Source organism: Arthrobacter sp. YC-RL1, assembly GCF_001454985.1.
Lineage (GTDB): Bacteria > Actinomycetota > Actinomycetes > Actinomycetales > Micrococcaceae > Glutamicibacter > Glutamicibacter soli.
Genome location: NZ_CP013297.1, coordinates 2,433,814 through 2,455,983, shown reverse-complemented (window position 1 = coordinate 2,455,983; position 22,170 = coordinate 2,433,814). Strand labels below are relative to the sequence as shown.

At 67.1% G+C, this 22,170-nt stretch carries 28 protein-coding genes; 27 read left to right on the top strand and 1 reads right to left on the bottom strand.

What is annotated here, in order from left to right:
* Positions 1 to 5 precede the first annotated feature (5 nt).
* Complete coding sequence (locus tag ATC04_RS11380; RefSeq protein WP_047118817.1) at positions 6 to 497, bottom strand: flagellar protein FlgN; 492 nt, start codon at positions 495 to 497, stop codon at positions 6 to 8.
* A gap of 257 nt (positions 498 to 754) precedes the next feature.
* Here ATC04_RS11380 and ATC04_RS11375 point away from each other — a divergent pair, with 257 nt between their 5' ends.
* The 27 genes from ATC04_RS11375 (at position 755) to ATC04_RS11245 (ending at position 22,167) form a co-directional block, all read left to right on the top strand.
* Positions 755 to 1,573, top strand: coding sequence for a sigma-70 family RNA polymerase sigma factor (locus ATC04_RS11375; RefSeq protein ID WP_047118818.1), 819 nt, complete (start codon positions 755 to 757; stop codon positions 1,571 to 1,573).
* A gap of 113 nt (positions 1,574 to 1,686) precedes the next feature.
* A complete protein-coding gene (locus ATC04_RS11370) occupies positions 1,687 to 2,553 on the top strand; it encodes a flagellin (protein WP_047118819.1) in 867 nt (288 codons plus the stop codon).
* 147 nt (positions 2,554 to 2,700) lie between these two features.
* Entirely contained in the window at positions 2,701 to 4,005 is a 1,305-nt protein-coding gene (gene fliD / locus ATC04_RS11365) for a flagellar filament capping protein FliD (RefSeq protein ID WP_047118820.1), read from the top strand.
* Positions 4,005 to 4,418 carry a flagellar export chaperone FliS gene (fliS, locus tag ATC04_RS11360; RefSeq protein ID WP_047118821.1) on the top strand — a complete coding sequence of 138 codons (414 nt, stop codon included), beginning with the start codon at positions 4,005 to 4,007 and terminating at the stop codon, positions 4,416 to 4,418. The genes fliD and fliS overlap by 1 nt, the downstream gene beginning before the upstream one ends.
* The gene (locus ATC04_RS11355; protein ID WP_047118822.1) at positions 4,411 to 4,734 is read left to right on the top strand and encodes a hypothetical protein; all 324 of its coding nucleotides are present in this window, start codon (positions 4,411 to 4,413) and stop codon (positions 4,732 to 4,734) included. Before fliS ends, ATC04_RS11355 begins: the two co-directional genes overlap by 8 nt.
* A 123-nt stretch (positions 4,735 to 4,857) precedes the next feature.
* Entirely contained in the window at positions 4,858 to 5,199 is a 342-nt protein-coding gene (locus ATC04_RS11350; protein WP_047118823.1) for a flagellar basal body protein, read from the top strand.
* Positions 5,196 to 5,591, top strand: coding sequence for a flagellar basal body rod C-terminal domain-containing protein (locus tag ATC04_RS11345; RefSeq protein ID WP_047118824.1), 396 nt, complete (start codon positions 5,196 to 5,198; stop codon positions 5,589 to 5,591). The genes ATC04_RS11350 and ATC04_RS11345 overlap by 4 nt, the downstream gene beginning before the upstream one ends.
* Positions 5,591 to 5,896, top strand: coding sequence for a flagellar hook-basal body complex protein FliE (gene fliE, locus ATC04_RS11340; protein ID WP_052772314.1), 306 nt, complete (start codon positions 5,591 to 5,593; stop codon positions 5,894 to 5,896). Before ATC04_RS11345 ends, fliE begins: the two co-directional genes overlap by 1 nt.
* An 8-nt stretch (positions 5,897 to 5,904) precedes the next feature.
* Positions 5,905 to 7,506 carry a flagellar basal-body MS-ring/collar protein FliF gene (gene fliF, locus ATC04_RS11335; RefSeq protein ID WP_047120666.1) on the top strand — a complete coding sequence of 534 codons (1,602 nt, stop codon included), beginning with the start codon at positions 5,905 to 5,907 and terminating at the stop codon, positions 7,504 to 7,506.
* Positions 7,503 to 8,525, top strand: a complete 1,023-nt coding sequence (locus ATC04_RS11330) for a FliG C-terminal domain-containing protein (RefSeq protein ID WP_082123853.1) — start codon at positions 7,503 to 7,505, stop codon at positions 8,523 to 8,525. Before fliF ends, ATC04_RS11330 begins: the two co-directional genes overlap by 4 nt.
* A gap of 16 nt (positions 8,526 to 8,541) precedes the next feature.
* A complete protein-coding gene (locus ATC04_RS11325) occupies positions 8,542 to 9,123 on the top strand; it encodes a FliH/SctL family protein (protein WP_052772315.1) in 582 nt (193 codons plus the stop codon).
* A complete protein-coding gene (locus tag ATC04_RS11320) occupies positions 9,120 to 10,448 on the top strand; it encodes a FliI/YscN family ATPase (RefSeq protein WP_047118826.1) in 1,329 nt (442 codons plus the stop codon). The genes ATC04_RS11325 and ATC04_RS11320 overlap by 4 nt, the downstream gene beginning before the upstream one ends.
* Positions 10,448 to 10,870 (top strand): flagellar FliJ family protein, encoded by a 423-nt coding sequence (locus ATC04_RS11315; protein WP_047118827.1) that lies wholly within the window; start codon positions 10,448 to 10,450, stop codon positions 10,868 to 10,870. Before ATC04_RS11320 ends, ATC04_RS11315 begins: the two co-directional genes overlap by 1 nt.
* Positions 10,867 to 11,688, top strand: a complete 822-nt coding sequence (locus ATC04_RS11310) for a C40 family peptidase (protein WP_047118828.1) — start codon at positions 10,867 to 10,869, stop codon at positions 11,686 to 11,688. The genes ATC04_RS11315 and ATC04_RS11310 overlap by 4 nt, the downstream gene beginning before the upstream one ends.
* On the top strand, positions 11,685 to 13,154 hold the full coding sequence (locus tag ATC04_RS11305; protein WP_152666816.1) for a flagellar hook-length control protein FliK: 1,470 nt from the start codon (positions 11,685 to 11,687) through the stop codon (positions 13,152 to 13,154). Before ATC04_RS11310 ends, ATC04_RS11305 begins: the two co-directional genes overlap by 4 nt.
* A 17-nt stretch (positions 13,155 to 13,171) precedes the next feature.
* A complete protein-coding gene (locus ATC04_RS11300; protein ID WP_082123855.1) occupies positions 13,172 to 13,714 on the top strand; it encodes a flagellar hook capping FlgD N-terminal domain-containing protein in 543 nt (180 codons plus the stop codon).
* A gap of 57 nt (positions 13,715 to 13,771) precedes the next feature.
* Positions 13,772 to 14,950, top strand: a complete 1,179-nt coding sequence (locus tag ATC04_RS11295; protein ID WP_047118830.1) for a flagellar hook protein FlgE — start codon at positions 13,772 to 13,774, stop codon at positions 14,948 to 14,950.
* Between the two features lie 67 nt (positions 14,951 to 15,017).
* Positions 15,018 to 15,257: a flagellar FlbD family protein gene (locus ATC04_RS11290; protein ID WP_047118831.1), complete on the top strand. Its 240-nt coding sequence runs from the start codon at positions 15,018 to 15,020 to the stop codon at positions 15,255 to 15,257.
* Positions 15,258 to 15,272: 15 nt separating this feature from the next.
* On the top strand, positions 15,273 to 16,085 hold the full coding sequence (locus tag ATC04_RS11285) for a MotA/TolQ/ExbB proton channel family protein (RefSeq protein ID WP_047118832.1): 813 nt from the start codon (positions 15,273 to 15,275) through the stop codon (positions 16,083 to 16,085).
* A complete protein-coding gene (locus ATC04_RS11280) occupies positions 16,082 to 16,921 on the top strand; it encodes a flagellar motor protein MotB (RefSeq protein ID WP_047118833.1) in 840 nt (279 codons plus the stop codon). Before ATC04_RS11285 ends, ATC04_RS11280 begins: the two co-directional genes overlap by 4 nt.
* Before the next feature lie 97 nt (positions 16,922 to 17,018).
* Positions 17,019 to 17,936: a flagellar motor switch protein FliM gene (locus ATC04_RS11275; protein ID WP_231735967.1), complete on the top strand. Its 918-nt coding sequence runs from the start codon at positions 17,019 to 17,021 to the stop codon at positions 17,934 to 17,936.
* A gap of 2 nt (positions 17,937 to 17,938) precedes the next feature.
* Complete coding sequence (gene fliN, locus ATC04_RS11270) at positions 17,939 to 18,685, top strand: flagellar motor switch protein FliN (protein WP_047118835.1); 747 nt, start codon at positions 17,939 to 17,941, stop codon at positions 18,683 to 18,685.
* A 2-nt stretch (positions 18,686 to 18,687) separates the two neighbouring features.
* Complete coding sequence (locus ATC04_RS11265; protein ID WP_047118836.1) at positions 18,688 to 19,206, top strand: flagellar biosynthetic protein FliO; 519 nt, start codon at positions 18,688 to 18,690, stop codon at positions 19,204 to 19,206.
* Complete coding sequence (fliP, locus tag ATC04_RS11260; protein WP_047118837.1) at positions 19,203 to 20,036, top strand: flagellar type III secretion system pore protein FliP; 834 nt, start codon at positions 19,203 to 19,205, stop codon at positions 20,034 to 20,036. Before ATC04_RS11265 ends, fliP begins: the two co-directional genes overlap by 4 nt.
* A 3-nt stretch (positions 20,037 to 20,039) precedes the next feature.
* Positions 20,040 to 20,315, top strand: a complete 276-nt coding sequence (locus tag ATC04_RS11255; RefSeq protein WP_047118838.1) for a flagellar biosynthetic protein FliQ — start codon at positions 20,040 to 20,042, stop codon at positions 20,313 to 20,315.
* Positions 20,315 to 21,079, top strand: a complete 765-nt coding sequence (gene fliR / locus ATC04_RS11250) for a flagellar biosynthetic protein FliR (RefSeq protein WP_047118839.1) — start codon at positions 20,315 to 20,317, stop codon at positions 21,077 to 21,079. Before ATC04_RS11255 ends, fliR begins: the two co-directional genes overlap by 1 nt.
* Positions 21,076 to 22,167 (top strand): EscU/YscU/HrcU family type III secretion system export apparatus switch protein, encoded by a 1,092-nt coding sequence (locus tag ATC04_RS11245; RefSeq protein WP_047118840.1) that lies wholly within the window; start codon positions 21,076 to 21,078, stop codon positions 22,165 to 22,167. Before fliR ends, ATC04_RS11245 begins: the two co-directional genes overlap by 4 nt.
* Positions 22,168 to 22,170: the final 3 nt, after the last annotated feature.

The following is a 22,170-nucleotide window of genomic DNA, read 5'->3' as shown; positions in this document are numbered from 1 at the left end:
ATTCCTTAGACATTGGTGTCGAGTATGCGGGCGTCGGTGCCTGGAACATCGGCCGCTCCGCTGCGGCCATAGGTCGATGCCGAATCGCCGAGGTTCGCAAGGGTTTCCTGGGCCGAGCGCTGAGCGGCTCGGAGGAACTGCTCATTGGCGTCGCGAGTCGCCGCGATGACGTTGGTGTATTCATGGATCGCCGTCAAATGGGAGGTGAGGATCTCTCCCCACGGCCCCACTGGCGCGAGCGCAGCCAATTCGGAGAGCGACGAGTCCGGGTCGCCGCCCCAACTTTCGGCCACCTCGCGGGCGACCAGCGTGCGTTCCAGGCTGGTATGGTGCATGCGTTCCAGCACATGTTCGATTTCTCGAGTCGCTGCCGAAAGCCATTGCGTTTTGCCGGCAATGAGCAGTAAATTCTGTTCCTCGAGTTTGAAATGGAGCAGTTCAAGGCATTCCCGTTCCTTGAACAGGAGCGTCGACAGCTCATTTACCCGATTGGTCATGATTCTCCAATTCTGGCATTTCCCCAAAATGCCTCGATAACCAATAGTATCGGCGGCGAGTGGAAGACGGTTAGCGGCGCCGGGTCGACAGGCGCCTACGAAGGCCCGAAAAACCGGAGACAATACGTCCGAAAACGCCTCATAAATAGCGTTTGTCAAAAACCCTCATGTAGTTCTAATGTTAGTTCGCGTGGCCGATTGTCTAGTTGGGGTAGACACATAGCCAATCGCACTCTGAGATAAAGGACTCCGGCACAGTGGAGCTTGAAGCACGCAATGAATTGGTTTTGGCAAACCTCCCCCTTGTCGGATATCTAGCAGCTGAACTTTGCGCGAAAGCGACGCATCTTTCGCGCGAAGATCTCGTCTCCGTCGGCACCATCGCGATGATCAGCGCTGCCGAATCATTCGACCCCTCCCGTGGAGTGCCTTTCGGCGCCTTCGCCCGCCGCCGGATCATGGGTGCCTTTGCCGACGATATGCGTTCGAACGATTGGGCGACCCGTGGGGCGCGCCAGAAAATCACTGCAACCCGCAACGTCCAGGAAGCCTTGACCGGTGTTCTGGGACGCCAGCCATCGGAGCATGAGTTGGCCGACGCCATGGGCGTGAGCAGCGCGGACGTGCGTGCGGTGATGGCCGATGCCGAGCGCAGCGTGGTGGCGCTGGAGGAAACCATGCATGACAGCCTCCTGTCCGAGATGGGGATCCCGGAAGAAAACATCCTGCACCGCGAACGCATCAGCGTGATCCATGCGGCCGTGCAGTGCCTGCCCCAGAAACTCCAGATCCTGATCCGCCGACTCTTTTTCGAAGGCGCCACGGTCAAGCAGATTGCTGCCGAGGCGGGCGTGACGCATTCGGCAATCTCGCAGCAGCGCACCGTCGCCCTCAAGCTGCTGCACGAAGCCATCCAGACGCATTACCTCACCGACCGGCCGCCCGTCGTGCAGCCCAAGCTCACGAAGTCCGCCCAGGCGCGGCGCGACAGCTACCTCGACGAGTTTGCCCACCAGGCAACAGGCGGACGCTTGGACGACTGGACCGGTCCGCCGATGACAGCGGATATTGCGTGATGTTCGAGGTGGAAGCATCCCGCTAACCGCTCGCGGAGTACGGCCGATAGTTGTTCACGAGGTCCATGGACGGACCTAGGTAAACAACACCCGTTCTCACGGAGGAAAACATCATGGGTATGCAGATCAACACCAACCTCGCGGCGCTGAATGCTCACCGCAACCTGTCCAACACCCAGAACGACCTGTCGAAGTCGCTGGAAAAGCTGTCCTCGGGCCTGCGCATCAACCGCGCGGCAGACGATGCCGCCGGACTTGCCATCTCCGAAGGGCTGCGTTCGCAGGTCAACGGCCTGAACGTTGCCGCCCGCAATGCCCAGGACGGCATCTCCGTCATCCAGACCGCTGAAGGCGCGCTGACCGAGGTCCACTCGATCCTGCAGCGTGTGCGCGATCTGGCAGTACAGGCCGGCAACGACTCGAACAATGCGGAATCCCGCAAGGCCATCACCACCGAAGTCACCGCCCTGGTCGACGAATTGGGACGCATCGGCGACACGACCAACTTCAACGGCATCAACCTGCTTGATGCCACTGCCGGCTCAACCGGCAACGGCGTCATGTCCTTCCAGATCGGCGCCGGCACCGGCGGCGACAGCCAGATTACGCTGGATCTGAGCCAGGGCGGCATCGACATCAAGACCCTGGCCACCGATTTGAAGGCCGCGATCGTGACCACCGACGGGTTCGCGTCGGCCTCGGTTGCGGCAGCGACCATCGGCACCGTCGACACCGCCATCACCAGCGTGTCCAGTGGCCGCGCGGCCTTGGGCGCAGTGCAGAACCGCTTTGAATCGGCGATCAACTCGCTGAACGTGTCGCGCGAAAACCTGCAGGCGGCCGAGTCCCGCATCCGCGACGTGGACATGGCCGGCGAGATGGTGAACTTCACCCGCTCGAACATCCTGTCCCAGGCTGGTACCGCCATGCTCGCTCAGGCCAACCAGTCCAACCAGGGCGTCCTGAAGCTGCTGGGCTAACCACCCGCTGGCTAGCCGCTGCCGGCCGCGCGCGTCGGCGCGCCGGAATCCGGCAGCCTGGCGCCCCGCGCCCGGAAAGAGGCCGAGAGGCCCTTTCCGGGCACGCGGGCACGTACATCATCTTTCACAGTCCGGGAGGCAGTATCCGTGGGAATTTCTCTTGATGGCCTGGCCAGTGGATTGGACACCGCCGCCCTCATCAAGTCGCTGATGCAGGTCGAAGCGATTCCCCAGACCATGCTGAAAAATCGGGTCACCGCAACGCAGACCATGGTCTCGGCGCTCCAGTCGCTGAATACCCGCGTCGCGGACGTAGCCAAACTTTCGGCCACCCTGGCCAAACCCGAGGCGCTGCAGAAATTCACCTCGGTATCCAGCTCAAACTCGGTCACCGTGAAGACCTCCGACGGGGCCGCGACTGGATCTCTGGAATTGACCGTCGGCCAGCTCGCCCAGCAGCAGGTTACCGTCACCGGACCGCTCACCGAATGGGACAGCTCCTCCTTCACGCTGAGCTCGGCCGGCAAGGACTACAGCATCACCGCCGTCTCCGCGTCCCTGGACGACGTGATCACCGCGGTCAACGCTTCCGAGGCGGGAGTCAAGGCCGTCAAATTCGCGGTCGGCGACGGAACGTACCGCGTGCAGTTCACCGCGGACGCCAGCGGAGCGGCGAATTCCTTCTCAGTGGCCGGCACGGCCGTTCCCCTCACCCAGATCCGTGCCGCGCAGGATGCCACGGTCACGCTCTGGGCCGGCAGCGCCGCGGAGCAGACAGTCAGCTCCGCGTCGAATACCTTCGCCGGGCTCATGCCGGGTATCGACGTGAGCGTTTCCAAGACGTCGAGCGAACCGGTCACCCTCACCGTGCAGCGCGACATGGCAGCGGCCGCCAAGGAAGCCTCCTCCCTGGTGGACTCGCTGAACGGACTGCTGAACTTCATCTCCGCCAACTCCTCGGTCACCATCGGCACCGGTGGCGCCACCAGCGGCATGATCTTCACCGGCGACAGCATGGTCCGAAGCATCACGCAGCGCCTCACGGATGCGGCGATCAGGCCGGTGGACGGGCGTTCGCCATCGGAAATCGGCATTTCGATCACCCGAGAGGGAAAACTCGATTTCGACGAAGAGAAATTCACCAAGGCGCTGAACGCCGACCCAGCGCGGGTGCAGTCGGCCTTCGCCACCCTGGCCAAGCGCGTGGAAACTGTCAGCAGCGAACTGTCCGACAAGTATTCCGGGGACATCAGCTCGCGCATCAAGGGGCAGGAAACGACGATCACCCGGCTCAATGACCAGATCTTGAATTGGGACCGCCGGCTGGAAAGCCGGGAAGCGAGCCTGAAGCGCATCTATTCAGCCCTGGAAGTGCAGCTGAGCAACATGAACGCCCAGCAGTCCTACCTCGCTTCGCAACTTGCCTCGCTGCCGAGCACCAAGGAGAAATAATGCTCAATCCTGCCCAGAAGATCGCGCAACTGAACCGGGAGGCGATCCTTTCCGCCAGCCCGGCCAAGCTGCTGACCATGCTCTACGACCGGCTGATGGTCGACCTGCATCGGGCCAAGAGCGCCCAGGACTCGGCAAACTGGGGCGCAGCGGCAGAGAACCTGCTGCACGCCCAGGCGATCATTGCCGAGCTGTCCTCCAGCCTCGACGACTCGGCGTGGTCCGGCGGCGCGGGGCTGCGATCCCTCTACGTTTTCGTCACCCAGCTGCTCATCGATGCGAACATCCAGCGCAACATCCAGCTCACCGCCCAGGCCATCGAGTTGCTCAAGCCGCTGCAGGAAGCATGGCACGAGGCCGCGGCTTCCCCGGGCGGCCCGGCAGTGCAGCACGCAGGGGTCAACGTTGGCTGAAGTACTTGCATCGCAGTGCAGCACCTGGGACCAGCTGCTCGACGAACTTGAGGCCCGCTGCGCCCGTCTGGCCGCCGCGCTGCACGTGGACGCACAGCTCGTCGACCTGGACATCGCCGCCTGGAAGGCCCCTGAATCCGGAATGCCGCTTCCTGCCCGGCTTCGCCAGCGCGCCGCCGAGGTCCTGGGGCAGCTGGGCGAGCTGATCGATGCCTACGCCCGACGCAGAAACGACATCGCCGCCCAGCTCAGGGCCGTTGACAGCGTGCCCCGTCCGCCGTTGGACGCCGCCGTGTACCTTGACGCGGTTGGCTAGGGAATTCGGCTAACCGGGTCCGCAAAGCAACCGATAGTTGCTTCTGTCATGGGGGAGCATGGATCGCTCGCAAGCCCCGTTGCCCACGGAAGGGCCCAGCTGAAGACTCTGGAGCGACACGTCTTGTTTGAATCTGTGACCTCTGCAGCGATGGAGAGCGCCCTGAACGCGCTCTCCCTGCGCCAGCGCGCCATCGCGAACAACATCGCGAACGTGAACACCCCGGGGTACCAAGCCCGTCGGGTGGACTTCGAGTCCGCGCTGGCCGCATCGATTTCGCAAGGCAGCGGCGAGGCCGTCGCCAGCACCAACCGGTCCCTGGAACCCACGCGGCTGGACGGCTCGAATGTCAACCTTGACACCGAGACGCTGTCCAACGTGGACACCATGCTGCGCTACCAGTTCGCGACCCAGGCCGCTTCGGGCACCTTCAGCTCCATCCGCACCGCATTGAAGGGCAGCTGATGTTCGACGCCATCGGAATCGCCGGAACCGGCCTGACCGTCCACCGCAAGTGGCTGGACGCGGTGTCGGACAACCTGGCCAACGCCAACACCGCGCGCAGCACCGACGACGAGGCTTTTCGCGCCCAGTACGTCCTGGCGCGGGCGGGGGACGACGCCAACGGGGTGTACGTCGCTGGCATCGAACGCGGCGACGCCGAGGGCCGGATCGTGCACGAGCCCGACCACCCGTTGGCCGATGCCGATGGCAACGTGCGTTATCCCGATATCGACCTGTCGGAACAGATGGGCTCCCTGATCCTTGCCCAGCGCGGCTACCAGGTCAACGCCGCCGTGGTCGACCGTGCCCGTGAAAGCTATCAAGCCGCCCTGCAGATTGGACGTGGCCAGTAATGAACTTCGAGATCACCCCCGTGTCGGCCACCACCCCGACAACCCCTGCCGGCTACCGCCAGGCGGAACCCCGCAGCAGCGACGGCTCGGCCTTTGCCGCCACGCTGGGCAGCGCGCTGGCCGAGGTGCAGCAGCTGCAGTCGACCTCCAACGACCTGTCGCTCAAGGCAGTCACCGGCGAACTGGCCGACATCCATACCGCGACCCTGGCCTCCGCGCGCGCCTCGCTGGCCCTTGAAACGGCAGCGACCTTCCGCAACCGCGGCGTGGAAGCCTTCAACGAGATCATGAGGATGCAAGCCTAGTGGCAACCATGCCCAAAGCCCTGGTGAAGCTCGGAGAAAGCATCCGCGGTTTCACCCTTGCCCAGCGCACCATCGCCGTCATCGGCCTGGCCATCGTGGTGCTGGGAACCGTCGCGCTGGTGAGTTTCGCCAGCCAGCCGAAGATGACGCCGCTGTTCACCGGGCTCTCCGCCGAGGACGCGTCGGGCATCGTCGAGCAGCTGCAGGCCGACGCGGTGCCCTATGAAATCACCGGCGCCGGCGGAACCATCCTGGTCCCGCAGGAGAACGTGTACGAAGCGCGGCTGAAGGCCGCCACCGCCGGCCTGCCTACCGCGGGCGCCGGCGGCTATTCGCTGCTTGACCAGATGGGTGTCACGGCCTCCGAGTTCCAGCAGGACGTGACCTACAAGCGGGCGCTGGAGGGCGAACTGGCCTCCACCATCATGGCCCTGGACTCGGTCAGCATGGCGTCGGTCAAGCTCGCCATCCCGGAGCAGACGGTGTTCGTGGACTCCGCGACCACCCCGACCGCGTCGATCTTCGTCCAGCCCAAGCCGAACACCACGCTCACCGCCGACCAGGTGCAGGCCATCGTGCACCTCACCTCCGCCGCGGTGGACGGGCTGAAGCCTGCCGACATCTCCGTCGTCGACTCGAACGGCACCCTGCTCTCGGCCGCCAGCGTTGGCGTGGAGGGATCTGCCGGCAAGCAGGCCTCGGAGTACGAGCAGCGTGTGGGCTCCATGATCCAGACGATGCTCGACCGCGTGGTCGGCCCCGGCAACGCGACCGTGGCGGTGGCCGCCGACGTGTCGCTGGAATCTGCGGAGCGGACCGAGGAAAGCTTCAGCGCACCCAAGGACAACCCGGTATTGGCTGAAAAAAGCAAGAAGGAAGACTACCAGGGCAGCGGCAACGGCAGCGGCGAAGCGGGTGTCCTGGGTCCGGACAACATCGCGGTGCCCAGCGATGAGGCCAAGGACGGGACGTTCACCTCCTCCGAAACCGACCGGACCAACGCGGTCAACAAGGTCACCGAGAACCGGCTGGTGCCTTCCGGGAACCTGAACCGGCAGAGCGTTTCGGTTGCGCTGGACGCGCAGGCCGCCTCCGGCCTGGACGTGCAGGAGCTGACCGCCATGATCAGCGCCGCCGCCGGAATCGACACCGGGCGCAAGGACACCATCAACGTCTCGGTGCTGCCGTTCAGCACCGAATCGGCGACCGCGGCGCAAAACGCGCTGACCGAGGCCTCCGACGCCGCGAAAGCCGCACGGGACGCGGAGCTGCTGCGCACCCTGGTCATCGCCGGATCGATCGTGCTGGTGCTGGTCCTGCTGGCCGTCTACCTGCTGCTGCGCCGCCGCAACCGGCCCAGCAGCGAGCTGGTGGATTTGGGCGAGTTGCAGGACCTGCGCAGCCTGCGCGAGCCCAGCGCGGCGGTGTCCGTCGTGGCCGACACCCCGACCACCACCATCAGCCAGATCCCCGCCACCGTCAGCACGCCGCACGTTCAGCAGCTGGACGCCCAGACCAAACGCGAAGAACTGAGCGCCCTGGCCGCGCAGAACCCCGCCAAGATGGCCCAGCACCTGCGCAGCCTGATGGATTCAAAGGGTGATGCATGAGCCAGGAAACAGATAGCACGCCCCGTGAACTGAGCGGAATCCAGAAGGTCGCAGTGGTGCTGATGCAGCTGGACCAGGAGCAGGCCGCCGAGGTGATGCGCCAGTTCAACGAATTCGAATCCGAGGAGATCGCCGCCGAGCTGCTGCGCCTGCGGCGGGTGGACGACGAGGTCATCCAGCGCACCTTGGGGGAAGTCCACGAGCTGGCCACCGCGAGCCTGGTCGGCGGCCGTGACGCGGCCTCCGGCCTGCTGGAAGCGTCGTTCGGCAACGAGAAGGCGACCATCGTCATGAACCGGCTGTCCTCCTCGACCGCCGGCAGCAGCTTCGAGTTTCTCGAAGGAACCGATGCGGCCCACCTGATCTCGCTGCTGGACGGCGAGCTGCCGCAGACCGCGGCCCTGGTGCTGGGCTACCTTCGCCCCGAGGTCGCCTCGCAGGTGCTCGCCGGGCTGCCCTCGCAATTGCGCACGCAGATCGCCGCGGCGCTGGCGACCATGGGTACCGCGGTGCCCGAAGCTGTCCGGGTGGTCTCCGAGGAGCTCAAGCGGCGCACCGGCAGCCTGGTCGCCCGCCACGAACCGGTGGAACAGGTGGGAGGCATCCAGCCGCTCGTGGACATCATCAACCGTTCGGATATCGCCGTGGAAAAGGAGATCCTCGCCTCGCTGGGCCAATTCGACGCCGCGCTGACCGAGGAGGTCACTTCGCGGCTGCTCTCCTTCGCCGACCTGCTGCGTTTCGAGCGCCGCGACATCCAAAGGGTGCTGCGCGGAGTCAACGCCACGACGCTGGCGTTCGCACTCAAGGGCGCGGCCGACGAGCTGGAGGCGGTCATCCGCGAGAACATCTCCGAACGCACCGCCGAGCTGTTGGACTCGGAAATCGCGGTCATGGACCGGGTGCGGGTCTCCGAAGTCGAGGCGGCCCGTGCCGATATTGTGCAGCAGATCCGCGCGCTGGAAGCCAGCGGCGAAATCACCGTCCGACGCGGCGACGGAGACGACTTTGTCTCCTGAACAGAATTTCCGTCCCGTGGCCTTCCGCTCCCTGGACTCCGCGCCGCAGGAACAGGTCCTGGCGCACGCGCGTTCCACCGGCTACGCCGAGGGCTACGCGACGGGGATCCGGGCCGCGGAACAGGCGGCCCGGGCCCAGCGCGAAGCCGTTGAGCTGCAGGCAGCCCAGGCCCAGGCCCGGCAGGCCGAGGAACAGGCCCAGGCCTTGGCCGCCCTGCGCGCCGCCGGCCGGGCCGTCGCCGCGCTGGCAGTTCCGCCGGTGCAGGAATCCGCCGCTGCGCTGACCGCGGCGGCCGTGGAACTGGCCGAAGCGATCATCGGGCAGGTGCTGTGCGATGAGCAGTTCGCCGCCCGCGCGGCGATGGAACGCGCAGCGAAGCTGTCAGGCACCGAGCCGGTGTGCGCGGTGCGGCTGAACCCGCAGGACCTGCAGCTGCTGGGACGGAAGACACTTCCCGGCAGCGGGATCGAGCTGCGCGCGGATGCGGCGCTGTCCGCCGGGGACGCCGTGGCGGAGCTGGAGCACGGATTCCTGGACGCGAGGATTTCCACCGCGCTGCGCCGGGCCAAGGACGCGCTGTGCGGCGGTGCGCCATGAGCGCGCCGGCGCACCACAACCTGCTGCAGCCGCACTGGGCGCAGGCGCTGTCCGCCGCGGCACCCGAACGCGTTGGGGTGGTGAGCGAACTGATCGGGCTGGGCCTGGGCGTGCAGGGACTGGACGCCCCGGTCGGGTCGGTGCTCAGCGTCGGCACGGAGGAAGTTGCGGTCGACGTTGTTGCGGCCACCGGCCGCGGGCTGCACTGCATGCCGCTGGCCTCGCTGCAGCGGATCCGGCTGGGGGACCCGGTGCGCCGCGGACGCCACGGGCACTTGGTGCCCGCCGGGCCGGGGCTGCTGGGCCGCGTGCTCAACGGCCTGGGCCAGCCGATCGACGGACTTGGCGCACTGGGCGAGCACGAGCTGGTCCCGATCGAGAATAACAGCCCGCCGGCCATGGAACGCCACCGCATCACCCGGCCGCTGCCGCTGGGGGTCAGGGTGCTGGACACCCTGTGCACGGTGGGCGCCGGGCAGCGCCTTGGGCTTTTCGCCGGATCCGGCGTCGGCAAGTCCTCGCTGCTGTCCATGATCGCCCGGGGGACTACGGCGCAGCTGAACGTCATCGCGCTGATCGGTGAACGCGGACGCGAAGTGCGCGAATTCCTCGAAGACGACCTGGGCCCCGAAGGCCTGGCCCGGTCGGTGGTGGTGGTCTCCACCGCGGACGAACCCGCCCAGATGCGGTTGCGCGCCGCGCTGGCCGCAACACGCATCGCCGAGCATTTCCGCGCCTGCGGCATGCAGGTGCTGCTCATGATGGACTCGCTGACCCGCGTGGCCATGGCGCAGCGCGAGATCGGGCTGTCGGCCGGCGAGCCCCCGGCGACCCGCGGCTACCCGCCCTCGACCTTCTCGCTGCTCGCCCGGCTGCTTGAACGGGCGGGCACCGCGCAGCAGGGAGCGATCACCGGAATCTATACGGTCCTGGTGGACGGCGACGACCACAACGAACCGGTGGCCGACGCGGCGCGCTCGCTGCTGGACGGGCATGTGGTGCTGGACCGCGCCTTGGCGATGCAGGGGCATTTCCCGTCCATCGACGCGCTGGCCTCGGTCTCCCGGCTGGCCTCGAAAATCAACGATCCCTCCCGCAAGGCCGCCTCGGGGCGGCTGCGCCAGGTGATGGCGGCCGGGCGCAGCGTACAGGACCTGATCGACGTGGGGGCGTACCAGCGCGGCTCGAACCCGCTGGCCGATGCCGCGGTGGAGCATCGGCTGGCCATCGACGCCTTCCTGCAGCAGCCGCTGGATGAAGGCTGCCCGGTCGACGAATCATGGGCGCAGCTGACAGCGCTGCTTGCCCGGTTGGGAGTTGAATGATGAGCCGGAAATTCTCGTTGGCGTCCCTGCTGCGGTTGCGGCAGATCGGCGAACGCCAGGCGGCGCGCGCCGTGGCCGAGGCCAACCAGGCGGTGCGCGCCCACACGCTGCAGCGCGAGCAGACCCTGCAGGAACTGCACGGCAGCGCCAACGATCCGGTGGACAGCGCATCGCTGCTGGCCATTGCCGCCGCCCGGTCAGCCGGGCGATCGGCGCTGGCGGATCTCCAGGCGCTGGAAGCCCAGCTGGCCGAGGACCGCGAGCTGGCGGCCGAGGCCTACCGCGCACAGCGCCGCGGGGTGAAAGCGCTGGAAAAACTCGAAGCACGCCATCACCAGGCGGTGCAGCACGCAGATCTTGCCCGGGAGCAGCACCTCCTTGACGAACTGGCAGGAACCGCTCGGGAAAGGACTCGACAGTGAGCTACGCTGACGTCGCCGCGCGTATCGGGGCCATCGAATCCAACTTGGCCCGGGTGGCCGGCTTTCCGAAGCCCGCCGCGCCTGAAACCAGGTCTGCCGCCACCGCGGGCAACGTTCTGGGCGGATCCCTGCAGGGGACGGCGAATGCCGCGGCGAACAGCACCAATGCGGGCATCACGTTCGATTCCCCCGCCGGAACTGAGTTCCAGCAGGTGCTCCAGAACGCCCTGGATGCCTCGGCGAACGGCGCCGCGCCCGCAGCTGCCGGCGCCGGACCTGCCAGGGAAGCCGAGCGGGGACAGCGCGAGGCAGTTGGCAAGACTGCACCTACCACGCGTGCGCAGGGCGCCTCCGAACCTGCGGCCGCAGGGGGCGTCGACGGCGCCAGGGTGGTCGCCGCGTCGAAAAAGTACTTGGGAGTGCCCTATGTCTGGGGAGGCAACAACCCGAAGGTGGGCCTTGACTGCTCCTCCTTTGTCCAGCACACCTTCCGCGATCTGGGGATCCAGCTCCCGCGCGTCGCCAGGCAGCAAGCCAAGGAAGGCACCGAGGTGCCGTCGTTGGCCCAGGCCAGGCCCGGCGACCTGATTGTCACCCGCGGTGGCGGGCATATCGGCATCTACCTGGGTGGGAACAAGATGATTCATGCCCCGCGGCCGGGCGAGAGCGTGAGCATCCGCGAACTGTTCGAAACCGACAAGGACATCATGACCATCCGCCGCATCGTGCCCTCTGAGGCAGCCGCGAACTCCGGTCCAGCTGACGCACGGGCCGCGCAGCGGGCACTGTTCGACAGCGCGCGGGCGGTTTTACGATGACCAGGATCCCCTCCACCTTGCCGCTCCAATTGGCGGACTCTCCGGCACCTGTCGCGCAGATGCCGCCGGGCCAGGCTTCGGGAGCGCAGCGTTTCGCCGGGCTGCTGGCCCGGGCCGGGGATGAGCCGGCGGCCGCACTGGATCCTCGGACCCTGCCCGTGCCGGAGCCGGATCATCGCGCACTACCTGCAGAAGCCGCAGTCCCGCCCGCCGCGCCGGAATCATCAATGCCGCCGGTTCTCGCGCAGAACCTGTTGCTGACCATCGAGCTGCCTCCCGAAACCAGCGGGGGAGCCGGGCCTGGGTCCTTGCCGGTGCTCGACCGTGCGTCCGGAGGGACCGAATCATCCGGGACAGTCGAGCAGCAGGGCAAGGTCCCTGCCCGCATCCAGCCGTTGGACGGTCCCGCCGCAGGCATCACGCTGCCGGTGGAGCCTTCGGCCGATCCTGCTTCCACGGGGAGCATCGCCCCGACCGAGAAGCCGGCCGGCGCGGCAATACCGAGCGCCGCTCCGGGGTCCGCCGTGGCTGCGCTCACCGCCCCCGCCTCCGCCGGCGCGCAAGCGGCAGGGCGGATGCCTGCCGGCACCTTTATTCCGGGTGCTGTCGGGACGATTCCTGTGCAGAACCCCGCGACCGCGACCGCAACCGCGCTGCCGCAGAACGCTGTTGGCGGCGGGAGAGAAGCAGATGCCGCCCCGCTCGAGGTTTCCGAGGGCCAAGTTCCCCCCGCGCTCCCGCACCAGCATGCACCCCAACTGCCCGAGGTTGCCGTGGCCGGTGAGCCGAAACCAACAGGTGCGGTCGCCGCAGGAGCAGGGGAGCGGCTTGCGCAGGCCCCGCCCGAATCGCCGCTTCCCGCGGTGGCGCTGGCGAGCGCTGGCAACCTGCAGGGAACCGCTCCGCCGCAGCGGGCTGACGGCCTGCCACCGCTGGAAGAGGTCCCGACCGCACGCCCGGCATCCGTGCACCCGCCCTTGCTGAAGCAGCTCACCGCGCCGCTCGTGACCGTCCTCAGTGCCGTCCCTGGCCAGCGAACCATGAATATCCATGTGGCACCGGAAACGTTGGGACCGATCACCGTCAGCGCTCAGCTGGGTCCCTCCGGACTTCGGGTCGACTTGTCGGCACCGACCGATGCGGGAACCCACGCCTTGCGTGCCTTGCTGCCGGAACTGCGCCGTGAGATGGCAGCGCTCGGGCAGGGCAGCGTGCAGGTGCTCTCGCCAGAGAATGCCGCGTCCACGGGGAACACCGGTTCCGGTGCGGGCCAGGGATTCGCCGGCTCCGGCCAGGGGAACTTCCAGCAGCGTCACCCCGACAACGCTCCCGCCCGGCAGCATCCGAGCCCTGGAATCCCACTGGCCGAGGGCGCGGATACCGCCCCTGCAACGGAGAATCCAGCCCTGCCTGGCACACCCGCTCCACCCGCTCGCCCCGTCGCCAGGCTCGACCTGCTGGCCTAACCGAAAGACCTCCGACGATGACTATCAGCCCCCTCGACGCATCAGGCGGCACGGCAGCCGCCGCCGCCAGGCAGCGTGTTCCCAAACAGACCATGGACTCGGAAGTGTTCCTGCACCTGCTGGTCACCCAGTTGGCGAACCAGGATCCCAGTGCGCCCATGGACACCAATCAAATGATTTCCCAGACCGTGCAGCTGGCGACCATGGAACGGCTCAACACGCTGACTGCCGCGCAGCAGACCTCGCTGGAAGTCCAGCAGCGCACCGCGGCCTCGTCCTTCATGGGACAGCACGTGACCTCGGCTGACCAGCCGCCGGTGGAAGGAATCGTCACCGCGGTCACCTTCACTGCCAACGGACCGGTGCTCAGCGTGGGGGAGAAGCAGATTGCGTTGACCACCGTGATTGCGGTCCGGGACCCGCAGAAGACCGAAGCCCCCGCTGCGGCGCAGCACAACGATCTTCTCGAAAACACCAGGTCTCCTGAGGAAACTGCCCCCGCGAACCCCAACGCGGCGGCCTCCTTGCCAAACTCGTTGCCCAACGTATTGCCCAGCTAGGCCGCCGCCGAGCTGCCCCATTAAACAATTAAATTCCACTCGCAGAAAGCCCCCCTCATGCTGCGTTCACTTTATTCGGGAATCTCCGGCCTTCGCGCCCACCAGACCATGCTGGATGCCACCGGCAACAACATCTCGAACGTCAACACCACCGGGTTCAAGTCGTCCTCGGTGCAATTCCAGGACACCCTCTCGCAGCTCACCCAGGGCGCCACGGGCCCGGCCGCCAACCAGGGCGGATCCAACCCGGCCCAAGTGGGTCTGGGCGTGCAGGTCGCCGGCATCTCCACCAATTTCGCCCAGGGGTCCAGCCAGAACACCGGCCGATCCACGGACATGATGATCTCCGGCGACGGATTCTTCATTACGCGCTCGGGCGGCACGACCTCGCTGACCCGCGCCGGCGCCTTCGACTTCGACGCCAACGGGCGGCTGGTCAGCCCGGACGGCGGACTGGTCCAAGGCTGGATGGCCGGGGCCAACGGGCAGCTGGCGACCGGTGGGGAACTGAGCGACATCACCCTGCCGAACAACCTCATCGCTCCGGGCACCGCGACCGGCAAGGCCAGCGTCGGCGGCAACCTGCCCAAGGACACCGCAGTGGGCGAAAGCCTGGTCCGCGATGCCCAGATCTTCGCCGCCGACGGATCCGAGCACACCCTGACCCTCACCTTCACGCGGACCGCCACCGGCTGGAGCGTGGCAGGCAAAAACGGCGCCAGTGGAGCGACCGCCACCCAGAACCTGACCGAAGACGCCTCCGGGAACCTGTCCGACGCTGTGCTCAGGGTGGGCGCGGTGGCCGTGGACCTGGGCAGCCTGACCAGCTTCGCGGAACTGAACACCGCGAGCATCTCAGGGGTCGACGGCAACAAGGCCGGCACCCTGGAAGGATTCACCCTGGGGGCAGACGGCACCCTCACCGGCAGCTTCTCCAACGGCGCGCAGCAGGTGGTTGCGCAGATCGCCATCGGCAACGTCACCAATCCTGCCGGGCTGGAAAAGGCCGGCGGGTCCTCCTACACACTGACGGGCAACTCCGGCACCCTGCAGTTGGGAACCGCCGGCAGCCCGGGTTTCGGAAAGTTGGCCGGCGGCATGCTGGAGATGTCGAACGTGGATCTGTCCCAGGAATTCACGAACCTGATTGTCGCCCAGCGCGGGTTCCAGGCCAACGCCCGGATCATCACGACCAGCGACGAGCTGCTGCAGGAGCTGTCGAACCTCAAGCGCTAAGCGCTCCGGCTAACGTCCGGCGCCCGGGCGCCGACAGTTGACAGTGGACTAATGAGGTGAGGGCACCATGATCGTGTTAACCAGGTTGAACTCCACCCGGCTGGCCGTGAACGCGGACCTGATCGAACGGATCGCGCAGTCGCCGGACACCGTGGTGGTGATGGCCAACGGCGCCCAGTACGTGGTGCGCGAAACCCTGGACGAGATCATTGCCCTGACCGTCGACTACCGGGCCCGGGTGCTCACCGCGGCCCGCACCGCAGCCGCTCAGGCTGCCGGTGCGGCGCCGGCTCCCGGAGCGCCTTAATAAGGGGAGATATCCATGGATCCGGCAACAATTATCGGCTTGCTGCTCGCCTTTGGCGCGATGTTCACCATGCTGTTCATGGAGGGCGCCAGCCTGTCCTCCATCCTGTTGCCCGCACCGATGATCATCGTGTTCTTCGGGACGATCGCGGTGGGCATCGCCAGCGGTACCATCAAGGACATGCTCGCGGCGTTCAAGGCGCTGCCGCAGGCGTTCCGAGGCAAAATCGGCAACCCCCGGGATCTGGTCGAGCAGCTGGTCCAGTTCGCCGAGGTGGCGCGGCGCGACGGGCTGCTGGCCCTGGAAGCCGAGGTGGCCAAGGCCAAGGACCCGCTGGTGGCCCGCGCCCTGCAGGCGATGGCCGACGGGGTCGACGCCGACGACCTGCGCGACATGCTCGAAGACGACATCGACACCCAGGAGCGCGAGAAATCCGTGGCCAGCAAGTGGTTCGCCACTCTGGGCGGGTACGCGCCCACGGTGGGGATCATCGGCACCGTGGTGTCCCTGACCCACGTGCTGGAAAATCTGTCCAAACCCGACGAGCTGGGGCACATGATCGCCGCCGCTTTCGTTGCGACCCTCTGGGGACTGGTCTCGGCGAACTTCATTTGGCTTCCCATCGGGGCGAGGCTGGGACGGCTGGCCGAACTTGAATCCGAGCAGCTGAACCTCGCCGTCGAGGGGCTCATGGCCATCCAGTCCGGCACCCCGGCACTCGTGCTGCGTGAAAAACTCGAAGGCATGCTCCCGGCCGACTCGGCCAAGGCTTCGGGATCCAAGGACTCCATCAGGTTGGCTGAGCAGGACTTCGAGGAAGCCGCATGAGCCGTCCCGGATCATCGCGTGCCGCGGGGCGTTCGCGCCGCCGCAGGCGATCGGCGCAGCAGGGCCATTCCGAGAACTCCGAGCGCTGGATGGCCTCCTACATGGACATGGTTACCGTGCTGATGTGCCTTTTCATCGTGCTGTATGCGATGTCCACGGTGGACCAGGACAAATTCGCGGCCTTACGCAATTCGCTGGCCACCGGCTTCGGCGTCCAGGAAACCCAGTTCGCCGATACCGCCGAAGGCATCGTGGTCCCGGCCGATATGGCCGGCGCCCAGGGGCTGCTCAGCACCGGCACCGGTGAGGAACTGAGCAGCGAGCAGCTGGAAGCCATGGCCAGCGCGGAAACCCGGAAGCTGCTCAAGCTCAAGGAGCAGATCCAGGACGCCCTGGTCGAGCAGGGCTACCCCGATGCCGCGGTCTACCGCATCGACCAGCGCGGCTTGACGGTGCGGCTGGTCAGCGCCGAAACCTTCTTCGTCCCCAACAGCGCCGAGCTGACTCGCCAAGCGGGCCGGATCATCGACGCCATCGGACCGGTGCTGAAGCAGGCGAACCTGAACATCGCCGTGGAGGGCTTCGCTGACGTGCGCCAGCCGGTCCACCCGTATCCGACCAATTGGGAGCTTTCGGCGAGCCGGGCCACCGGCGTCCTGCGGGTCCTAGTGGAGGACGGCGGCATCAAGCCGGGCAGGATCTCCTCGGTGGGCTACGGCGACGCGCGGCCGCTGAAGGACCGCGGGGACTTGTCGCTGAACCGCCGGGTGGACATCGTGGTGCTGTCCAACAAGAGCGAGGCGGTTCGCGAGAAACTCCCGGAACTCGATGGATAGCACCCCTGGGTGATGAAAAGCCCATGTCGGGGGCCGGCGGCGAACAACCTGCCGAAACCGGCTAACGATCAGCGCCCGGCTGCCGAGAGTAGCCACCGTGACATCTTTGCCTTTGGGAGGCCCGGGCTACGGCGTGCCGCGGGATACCACGTCCGCGCATGCGCTGGCCGAAGTGTACGACTTCCGCCGCCCCACGACCCTTGCCCGTGAACACGCGCGTGTGCTCGAACTTGCCTTCGAGACCTTTGCGCGCCAGTGGGGTACCCAGCTGACCGCCAAGATCCGGGTGATGTCGCAGGTCAGTTTCGAATCGGTGCAGATGCAGACCTATGACGACTACGTCGCAGGATTGCCGCCACTGACCACCATGGTGCTCTGCGCCGCCGAAAGCACCGAGGCTCGCAGCGTGCTGCAGTTCCCCGCCAGCGAGGCGCTGAGCTGGGTCTGCCACATGCTCGGCAGCCATGCCCCCGGCGACCTGCCGGACCGGGCCTTTACCCGCATCGAAGCGACGCTGATCCGCTCGTTGATGGGCGAGGCGCTGGAGGACCTGCACTATTCGCTGGGAACGCTGCTCTCCGAACGGCTTGTCGTTGCCTCCATCGCCCACCAGTCGCAGTTCGCCCAAGCCGCCGCGAAGTCGCAGGTGATGATCGTCGCCCGGCTGGGGATCAGGGTGGGCGAGCGCAGCGCCGGCGCCTCGGTGGCGCTGCCGGCCGAGCTGCTGCTTGAACAGCTCGGCGAGGCCAACCCGCGGTCCGACGCGGAGAACTCCGAAGAGCTGCTGGCCCAGTCCCTGGGGACGGTCCCGCTGCAGGTGCAGCTGTCCACCGTCCCTAACCTGGTGAAGCCCCAAGCAATCCTGGAGCTTGCGGTGGGAGACGTGCTGCCCCTGGGCCACCGCGTGCACCAGCCCTTTGACTTGCTCGCCGGCGGGCACCGCGTCGGTACCGCCGCCGCGGGATCGCGCGACGGCCGCGCAGCCGCCGTCATCGTCACGAATCAGGAAAGTTAACCATGCCAGCCTTCAACGAGACCTCCGCGGTCCTCCACTCCACCGCGCTGTACACCTCCGCCGCCCAGGCGCTGGCCGCGATGCTGCCCACCGCCACCTCGCTGAGCGCGGTGCTGCACACCGGGCCGCGGCAGGACTGGGTCGCCTCGGCTGCCGGGGCTGTGCTCTGCGCGACCTTTGTCGGGGAGCAGTCAGCCGACGTGGTGCTGCACGTGGCCGAGCGCGAGCTTGGAGGCTCCTCCGAACGCCGCACCGCCCGCGTGGGTACCGAGGACCTGCTGCGCCCCGCGCTGGAAGCTGCAACCGGCGTGCTGGGCATCGGGGTGCTGAGCCTGGAATCCGGCGAGAACGCCCAGGGCACGCTCTCCGCGGCAGACACGGTGGGCTTCATGCTGCGCACCCAGTCCGGGGAGAACGCCGGTTTCTTCGCCCTGCGCCTTCGCGAAACCGCCCCGGTCTCCGGCCCGGCCCCCTCCGCCGAGGAGCCGGAGGACATGGCCAGCCGGCTGGGCCGCATCTCGAATGTGGAGATGGCGCTGACCGTCCAGATTGGACGCACCAGATTGTCGGTGCGCGATGTGCTGAACCTGGAACCGGGCGCCGTCATCGAGCTTGACCGTTCCGCCGGGGCCCCGGCGGACGTACTGCTCAATGGACGGCTGATCGCCCAGGGCGAGGTGGTAGTCATGGACCAGGACTACGGCGTACGCATTACCAAGATCCTTGACATGGATTCGGCGGGCGCCTGAGCGTGGACGGCATTCTCCTGTTCCTGAGGGTAGTGCTCTCGCTCGCCGCGGTCTTCGGCCTGCTGCTCTACCTGCGAAGGAAATTCTCCACCCGTCTCGGCACCCCGGGCAGCTCGCTGTTGTCAGTGGTGCAGCGGCAGCCGCTGGGCCCGAAATCCTCGGCGGTGCTGATCGACGTCGAGGGCCGGCGCTATCTGCTGGGCGTCAGCGAAGCCGCGGTCAACGTCATCGACAGTTATGACGCCCCCGCGGCAGCGCAGGTCGCCGAATCGGCCACGCAGCCCGGGCAGCCTGCCGCCGGCCCGGTGCTGGTTGACGATCTGCCGGACGGCGAACAGGACCGCGACACCCCGCCGGCGGCGCCCACCCGCAAGAGCCTGCGCGCAGTGAACGCGTTCGAAGCCGAGCTGCGCCGCAGTTCCCAGGCCTCCACGCGCCCGGGTATGCTCTCCGGCTCCATCCTGGACGTCCAGACCTGGCGCGACGCCCAGCATGCGCTGCGCCGAGGGCCGCGCCGGTGAGGCGCCCCCGGGCGAACCGGGGTGCTGCCGGGTCCGGGAACCAGCTGCGGCTGCTGGTTGCCGCCGTACTGGCCGCCGCCTATCTGGCCTGGTTGCTGCTGGCCGCCCCGGCGGCCTTGGCGACCCCCGCCACCCCGGAGCCTGCCGTGCCCGGCGGCGGCATCTCGGTGGACATCAACGGCCCGAACGGCACCCCGAATTCCGCGATCGTCACGCTGATCGCCATCACGCTGCTGTCGGTGGCCCCGGCGTTGCTGCTCATGATGAGTTCATTCACCAAGATTTTTGTGGTGCTGGCGCTGACCCGCAACGCGCTGTCGCTGCCGAGCATCCCGCCCAACCAGGTGCTGGCCGGGCTGTCCCTGTTCTTGTCGTTGTTCATCATGGGGCCGGTCCTCGGCCAGATGAACGAGCTGGGAGTGCAGCCGTACCTGTCCGGGGAGCTGGATCTGAATGGAGCGCTGGACATCGGCATGGAGCCGCTGCGCGACTTCATGCTGGCCCATACCCGGGAAGCGGACATCGCGCTGATGACGCGCGCCGCCCAGCTGCCCAACCCCGCAAGCCCCGCCGATGTTGACTTGACCACCCTGATCCCGGCGTTCATGATTTCCGAGCTGCGCGCAGCATTCATCATCGGCTTCGTGATTTTTGTGCCATTTTTGGTCATCGATCTGGTTGTCGCCTCCGCGCTGATGTCCATGGGCATGATGATGCTTCCTCCGGTGATGATCTCGCTGCCGTTCAAGATCCTGCTGTTTGTGCTGGTCGACGGGTGGTCGCTGATCATCACCGCTTTGGTCGGTTCCTACCAGATTGCAGGCGGGTGAGCCATGGATTCCAATGCAGTGCTGGACATCGGGCTCTCCGGGCTGATGCTGGCGGCCAAGCTGGCCGCCCCGGTGCTGATCACCTCGCTGGTGGTCGGCTTCGCCATCTCGCTGTTCCAGTCGATGACCCAGATCCAGGAAGTCACGTTGTCCTTCGTGCCCAAGGCGGTGGCAGTGGCGGTGGCGCTCGTGGTCTGCGGGCACTGGATGATCTCCGAGGCAGTGCTGTTCACCCACGAGCTGTTCGGCAAGCTGCCCCTGCTGCTGGATGGCAGCTGATGCATTTCACTTTGCAGCTGCACTTCCTTGAGGTGCTGATGCTCGCCGCCGTGCGCATCACCGCCTTCCTGATGCTCGCCCCGCCCTTTTCCCACAACTCGATCCCGCTGCGCATCAAGGGCATGCTCGGCGTGGCCCTGGCCCTGGCGGTGACCCCGAAACTTGCCCCGGACTACGTGTCGCCGAACACCGCCGGGTACCTTGGCCTGCTGGTGCTGGAGCTGGCGGCCGGGGCCTGCATGGGATTCATGATCCTGCTGGTTTTCGCCGCGGTGCAGTCCGCGGGCAACCTGATCGACCTGTTCGGCGGCTTCTCCATGGCCCAGGGCTTCGACCCGCAGTCCATGGTCAACGGCGCCCAATTCGCCCGCTTTTTCCATTTCGCCGCGCTCGCGCTGCTGGTTGCCTCCGACGGCTACCAGTTGGTGTTGGCCGGGGTGTTCACCTCGTTCTCCGCGGTGCCGCTGGGCGCCGGGCTGGCCTTGTCCGGCGCAGCGCAGTCCCTGGCCGCCGCGGTGCCGCAGATGTTCGTGGCGGCCGTCCAGATCGCCGGTCCGCTGCTGGTGGTCCTGGTGCTCGCGGATTTCGGGCTGGGGCTGCTGACCCGCGCCGCACCGGCGCTTAATGCGTTCGCCATGGGCTTTCCGCTGAAGATCTTTATCACCCTGGCCCTGGCCGGAACGGTGTTCGTGGTGCTGCCCTCCATCGTCTCCGCGCTGGTGCGCGACGGGCTGGAACTACTGCCGGCGATGGTGCCGCGATGACGCCGGACTCGGGGGAGCGCAGCGAAAAGGCGACCAGCCAGCGGATGAAGGAAGTCCACTCCAAGGGCAAGATGAGCCGCTCGCAGGACCTGGCCGCCTGGCTCGGACTGGGTGCCGCGGCCCTGATGGTGCCAGGAGTGCTTGAACGCGCCAGGGAAGCCGGGGCAGTCCACTTCGCCGCGCTGCGCCCGCTGGCCGCGCACCCGGACCCCGAGGCAGCCGTGGCGCTGCTTGCCCAGTCGCTGGGATCCATGGCTGCGACAGTGGGCCCGCTGTTCCTCGTGGGCCTGGTGGTTGTGATCGCTGTCTCCGCGCTGCAGGGAGGCATTCGTTTCCGCCAGTTCCGGTTGGATCCGTCGAATCTCAATCCGGTTGCCGGGCTGTCCCGGGTGTTCGGCTTCGCGGCACTGTGGCAGGGGATCAAGGCGCTGCTGAAGGTCGCGGTGATCGGGCTGGTGCTGTGGCTGGTGGTGCAGTCCCTGATGCCGATGCTGCTGCAGTCCGGGGCGCTGCCGTTGTCCTCCCTGCTGAGCACCGGAGGACAGGGGGCCGGCTGGTTGATCCAGGCTTCGGTGGCCGCCGGGCTGGTGCTGGCCGCCGCGGACGTGCTGGTGGTCATGCGGCGCAACCGCAAGCACACGCGGATGACCCGCAAGGAACTGACCGACGAGCACAAGCGCAGCGAAGGGGACCCGCTGGTGAAGTCCCAGCGCCGGGCCCGGCAGCTGGCGCTCAGCCGCAATGCGATGATCGCCGCCGTGGCAGACGCCGACGTGGTGATCGTGAACCCGACCCACGTGGCGGTCGCCTTGCGTTATCAGCCAGGCATTTCGGCGCCCACCGTGGTGGCCAAGGGGGCAGGGGACATCGCCGCCCGACTGCGCGAAGTGGCCGCCGAGCACCGGGTTCCGATGATCCGGGACATTCCACTGGCGCGCGGCCTGCACGCGCAGTGCGACGTCGGCGAGGAGATCCCCGCTGACAGCTACACCGACGTGGCCAGGGTGCTGGCCTTCGTCATGAAACTCAAATCCCGTGGCGCCTCCACAGGCATTCATACCGCACCCGCCGCCGGATCCGGCAGCTAGCAC

Excerpts from the sequence above, each read along its gene's own strand:
- ATC04_RS11380 (WP_047118817.1), bottom strand. The coding sequence starts at position 497 with ATGACCAATCGGGTAAATGAGCTGTCGACGCTCCTGTTCAAGGAACGG.
- ATC04_RS11370 (WP_047118819.1), top strand. The coding sequence starts at position 1,687 with ATGGGTATGCAGATCAACACCAACCTCGCGGCGCTGAATGCTCACCGC.
- fliS (WP_047118821.1), top strand. The coding sequence starts at position 4,005 with ATGCTCAATCCTGCCCAGAAGATCGCGCAACTGAACCGGGAGGCGATC.
- fliE (WP_052772314.1), top strand. The coding sequence starts at position 5,591 with ATGAACTTCGAGATCACCCCCGTGTCGGCCACCACCCCGACAACCCCT.
- fliF (WP_047120666.1), top strand. The coding sequence starts at position 5,905 with ATGCCCAAAGCCCTGGTGAAGCTCGGAGAAAGCATCCGCGGTTTCACC.
- ATC04_RS11330 (WP_082123853.1), top strand. The coding sequence starts at position 7,503 with ATGAGCCAGGAAACAGATAGCACGCCCCGTGAACTGAGCGGAATCCAG.
- ATC04_RS11320 (WP_047118826.1), top strand. The coding sequence starts at position 9,120 with ATGAGCGCGCCGGCGCACCACAACCTGCTGCAGCCGCACTGGGCGCAG.
- ATC04_RS11315 (WP_047118827.1), top strand. The coding sequence starts at position 10,448 with ATGAGCCGGAAATTCTCGTTGGCGTCCCTGCTGCGGTTGCGGCAGATC.
- ATC04_RS11305 (WP_152666816.1), top strand. The coding sequence starts at position 11,685 with ATGACCAGGATCCCCTCCACCTTGCCGCTCCAATTGGCGGACTCTCCG.
- ATC04_RS11300 (WP_082123855.1), top strand. The coding sequence starts at position 13,172 with ATGACTATCAGCCCCCTCGACGCATCAGGCGGCACGGCAGCCGCCGCC.
- ATC04_RS11295 (WP_047118830.1), top strand. The coding sequence starts at position 13,772 with ATGCTGCGTTCACTTTATTCGGGAATCTCCGGCCTTCGCGCCCACCAG.
- ATC04_RS11290 (WP_047118831.1), top strand. The coding sequence starts at position 15,018 with ATGATCGTGTTAACCAGGTTGAACTCCACCCGGCTGGCCGTGAACGCG.
- ATC04_RS11285 (WP_047118832.1), top strand. The coding sequence starts at position 15,273 with ATGGATCCGGCAACAATTATCGGCTTGCTGCTCGCCTTTGGCGCGATG.
- ATC04_RS11280 (WP_047118833.1), top strand. The coding sequence starts at position 16,082 with ATGAGCCGTCCCGGATCATCGCGTGCCGCGGGGCGTTCGCGCCGCCGC.
- fliN (WP_047118835.1), top strand. The coding sequence starts at position 17,939 with ATGCCAGCCTTCAACGAGACCTCCGCGGTCCTCCACTCCACCGCGCTG.
- ATC04_RS11255 (WP_047118838.1), top strand. The coding sequence starts at position 20,040 with ATGGATTCCAATGCAGTGCTGGACATCGGGCTCTCCGGGCTGATGCTG.
- fliR (WP_047118839.1), top strand. The coding sequence starts at position 20,315 with ATGCATTTCACTTTGCAGCTGCACTTCCTTGAGGTGCTGATGCTCGCC.
- ATC04_RS11245 (WP_047118840.1), top strand. The coding sequence starts at position 21,076 with ATGACGCCGGACTCGGGGGAGCGCAGCGAAAAGGCGACCAGCCAGCGG.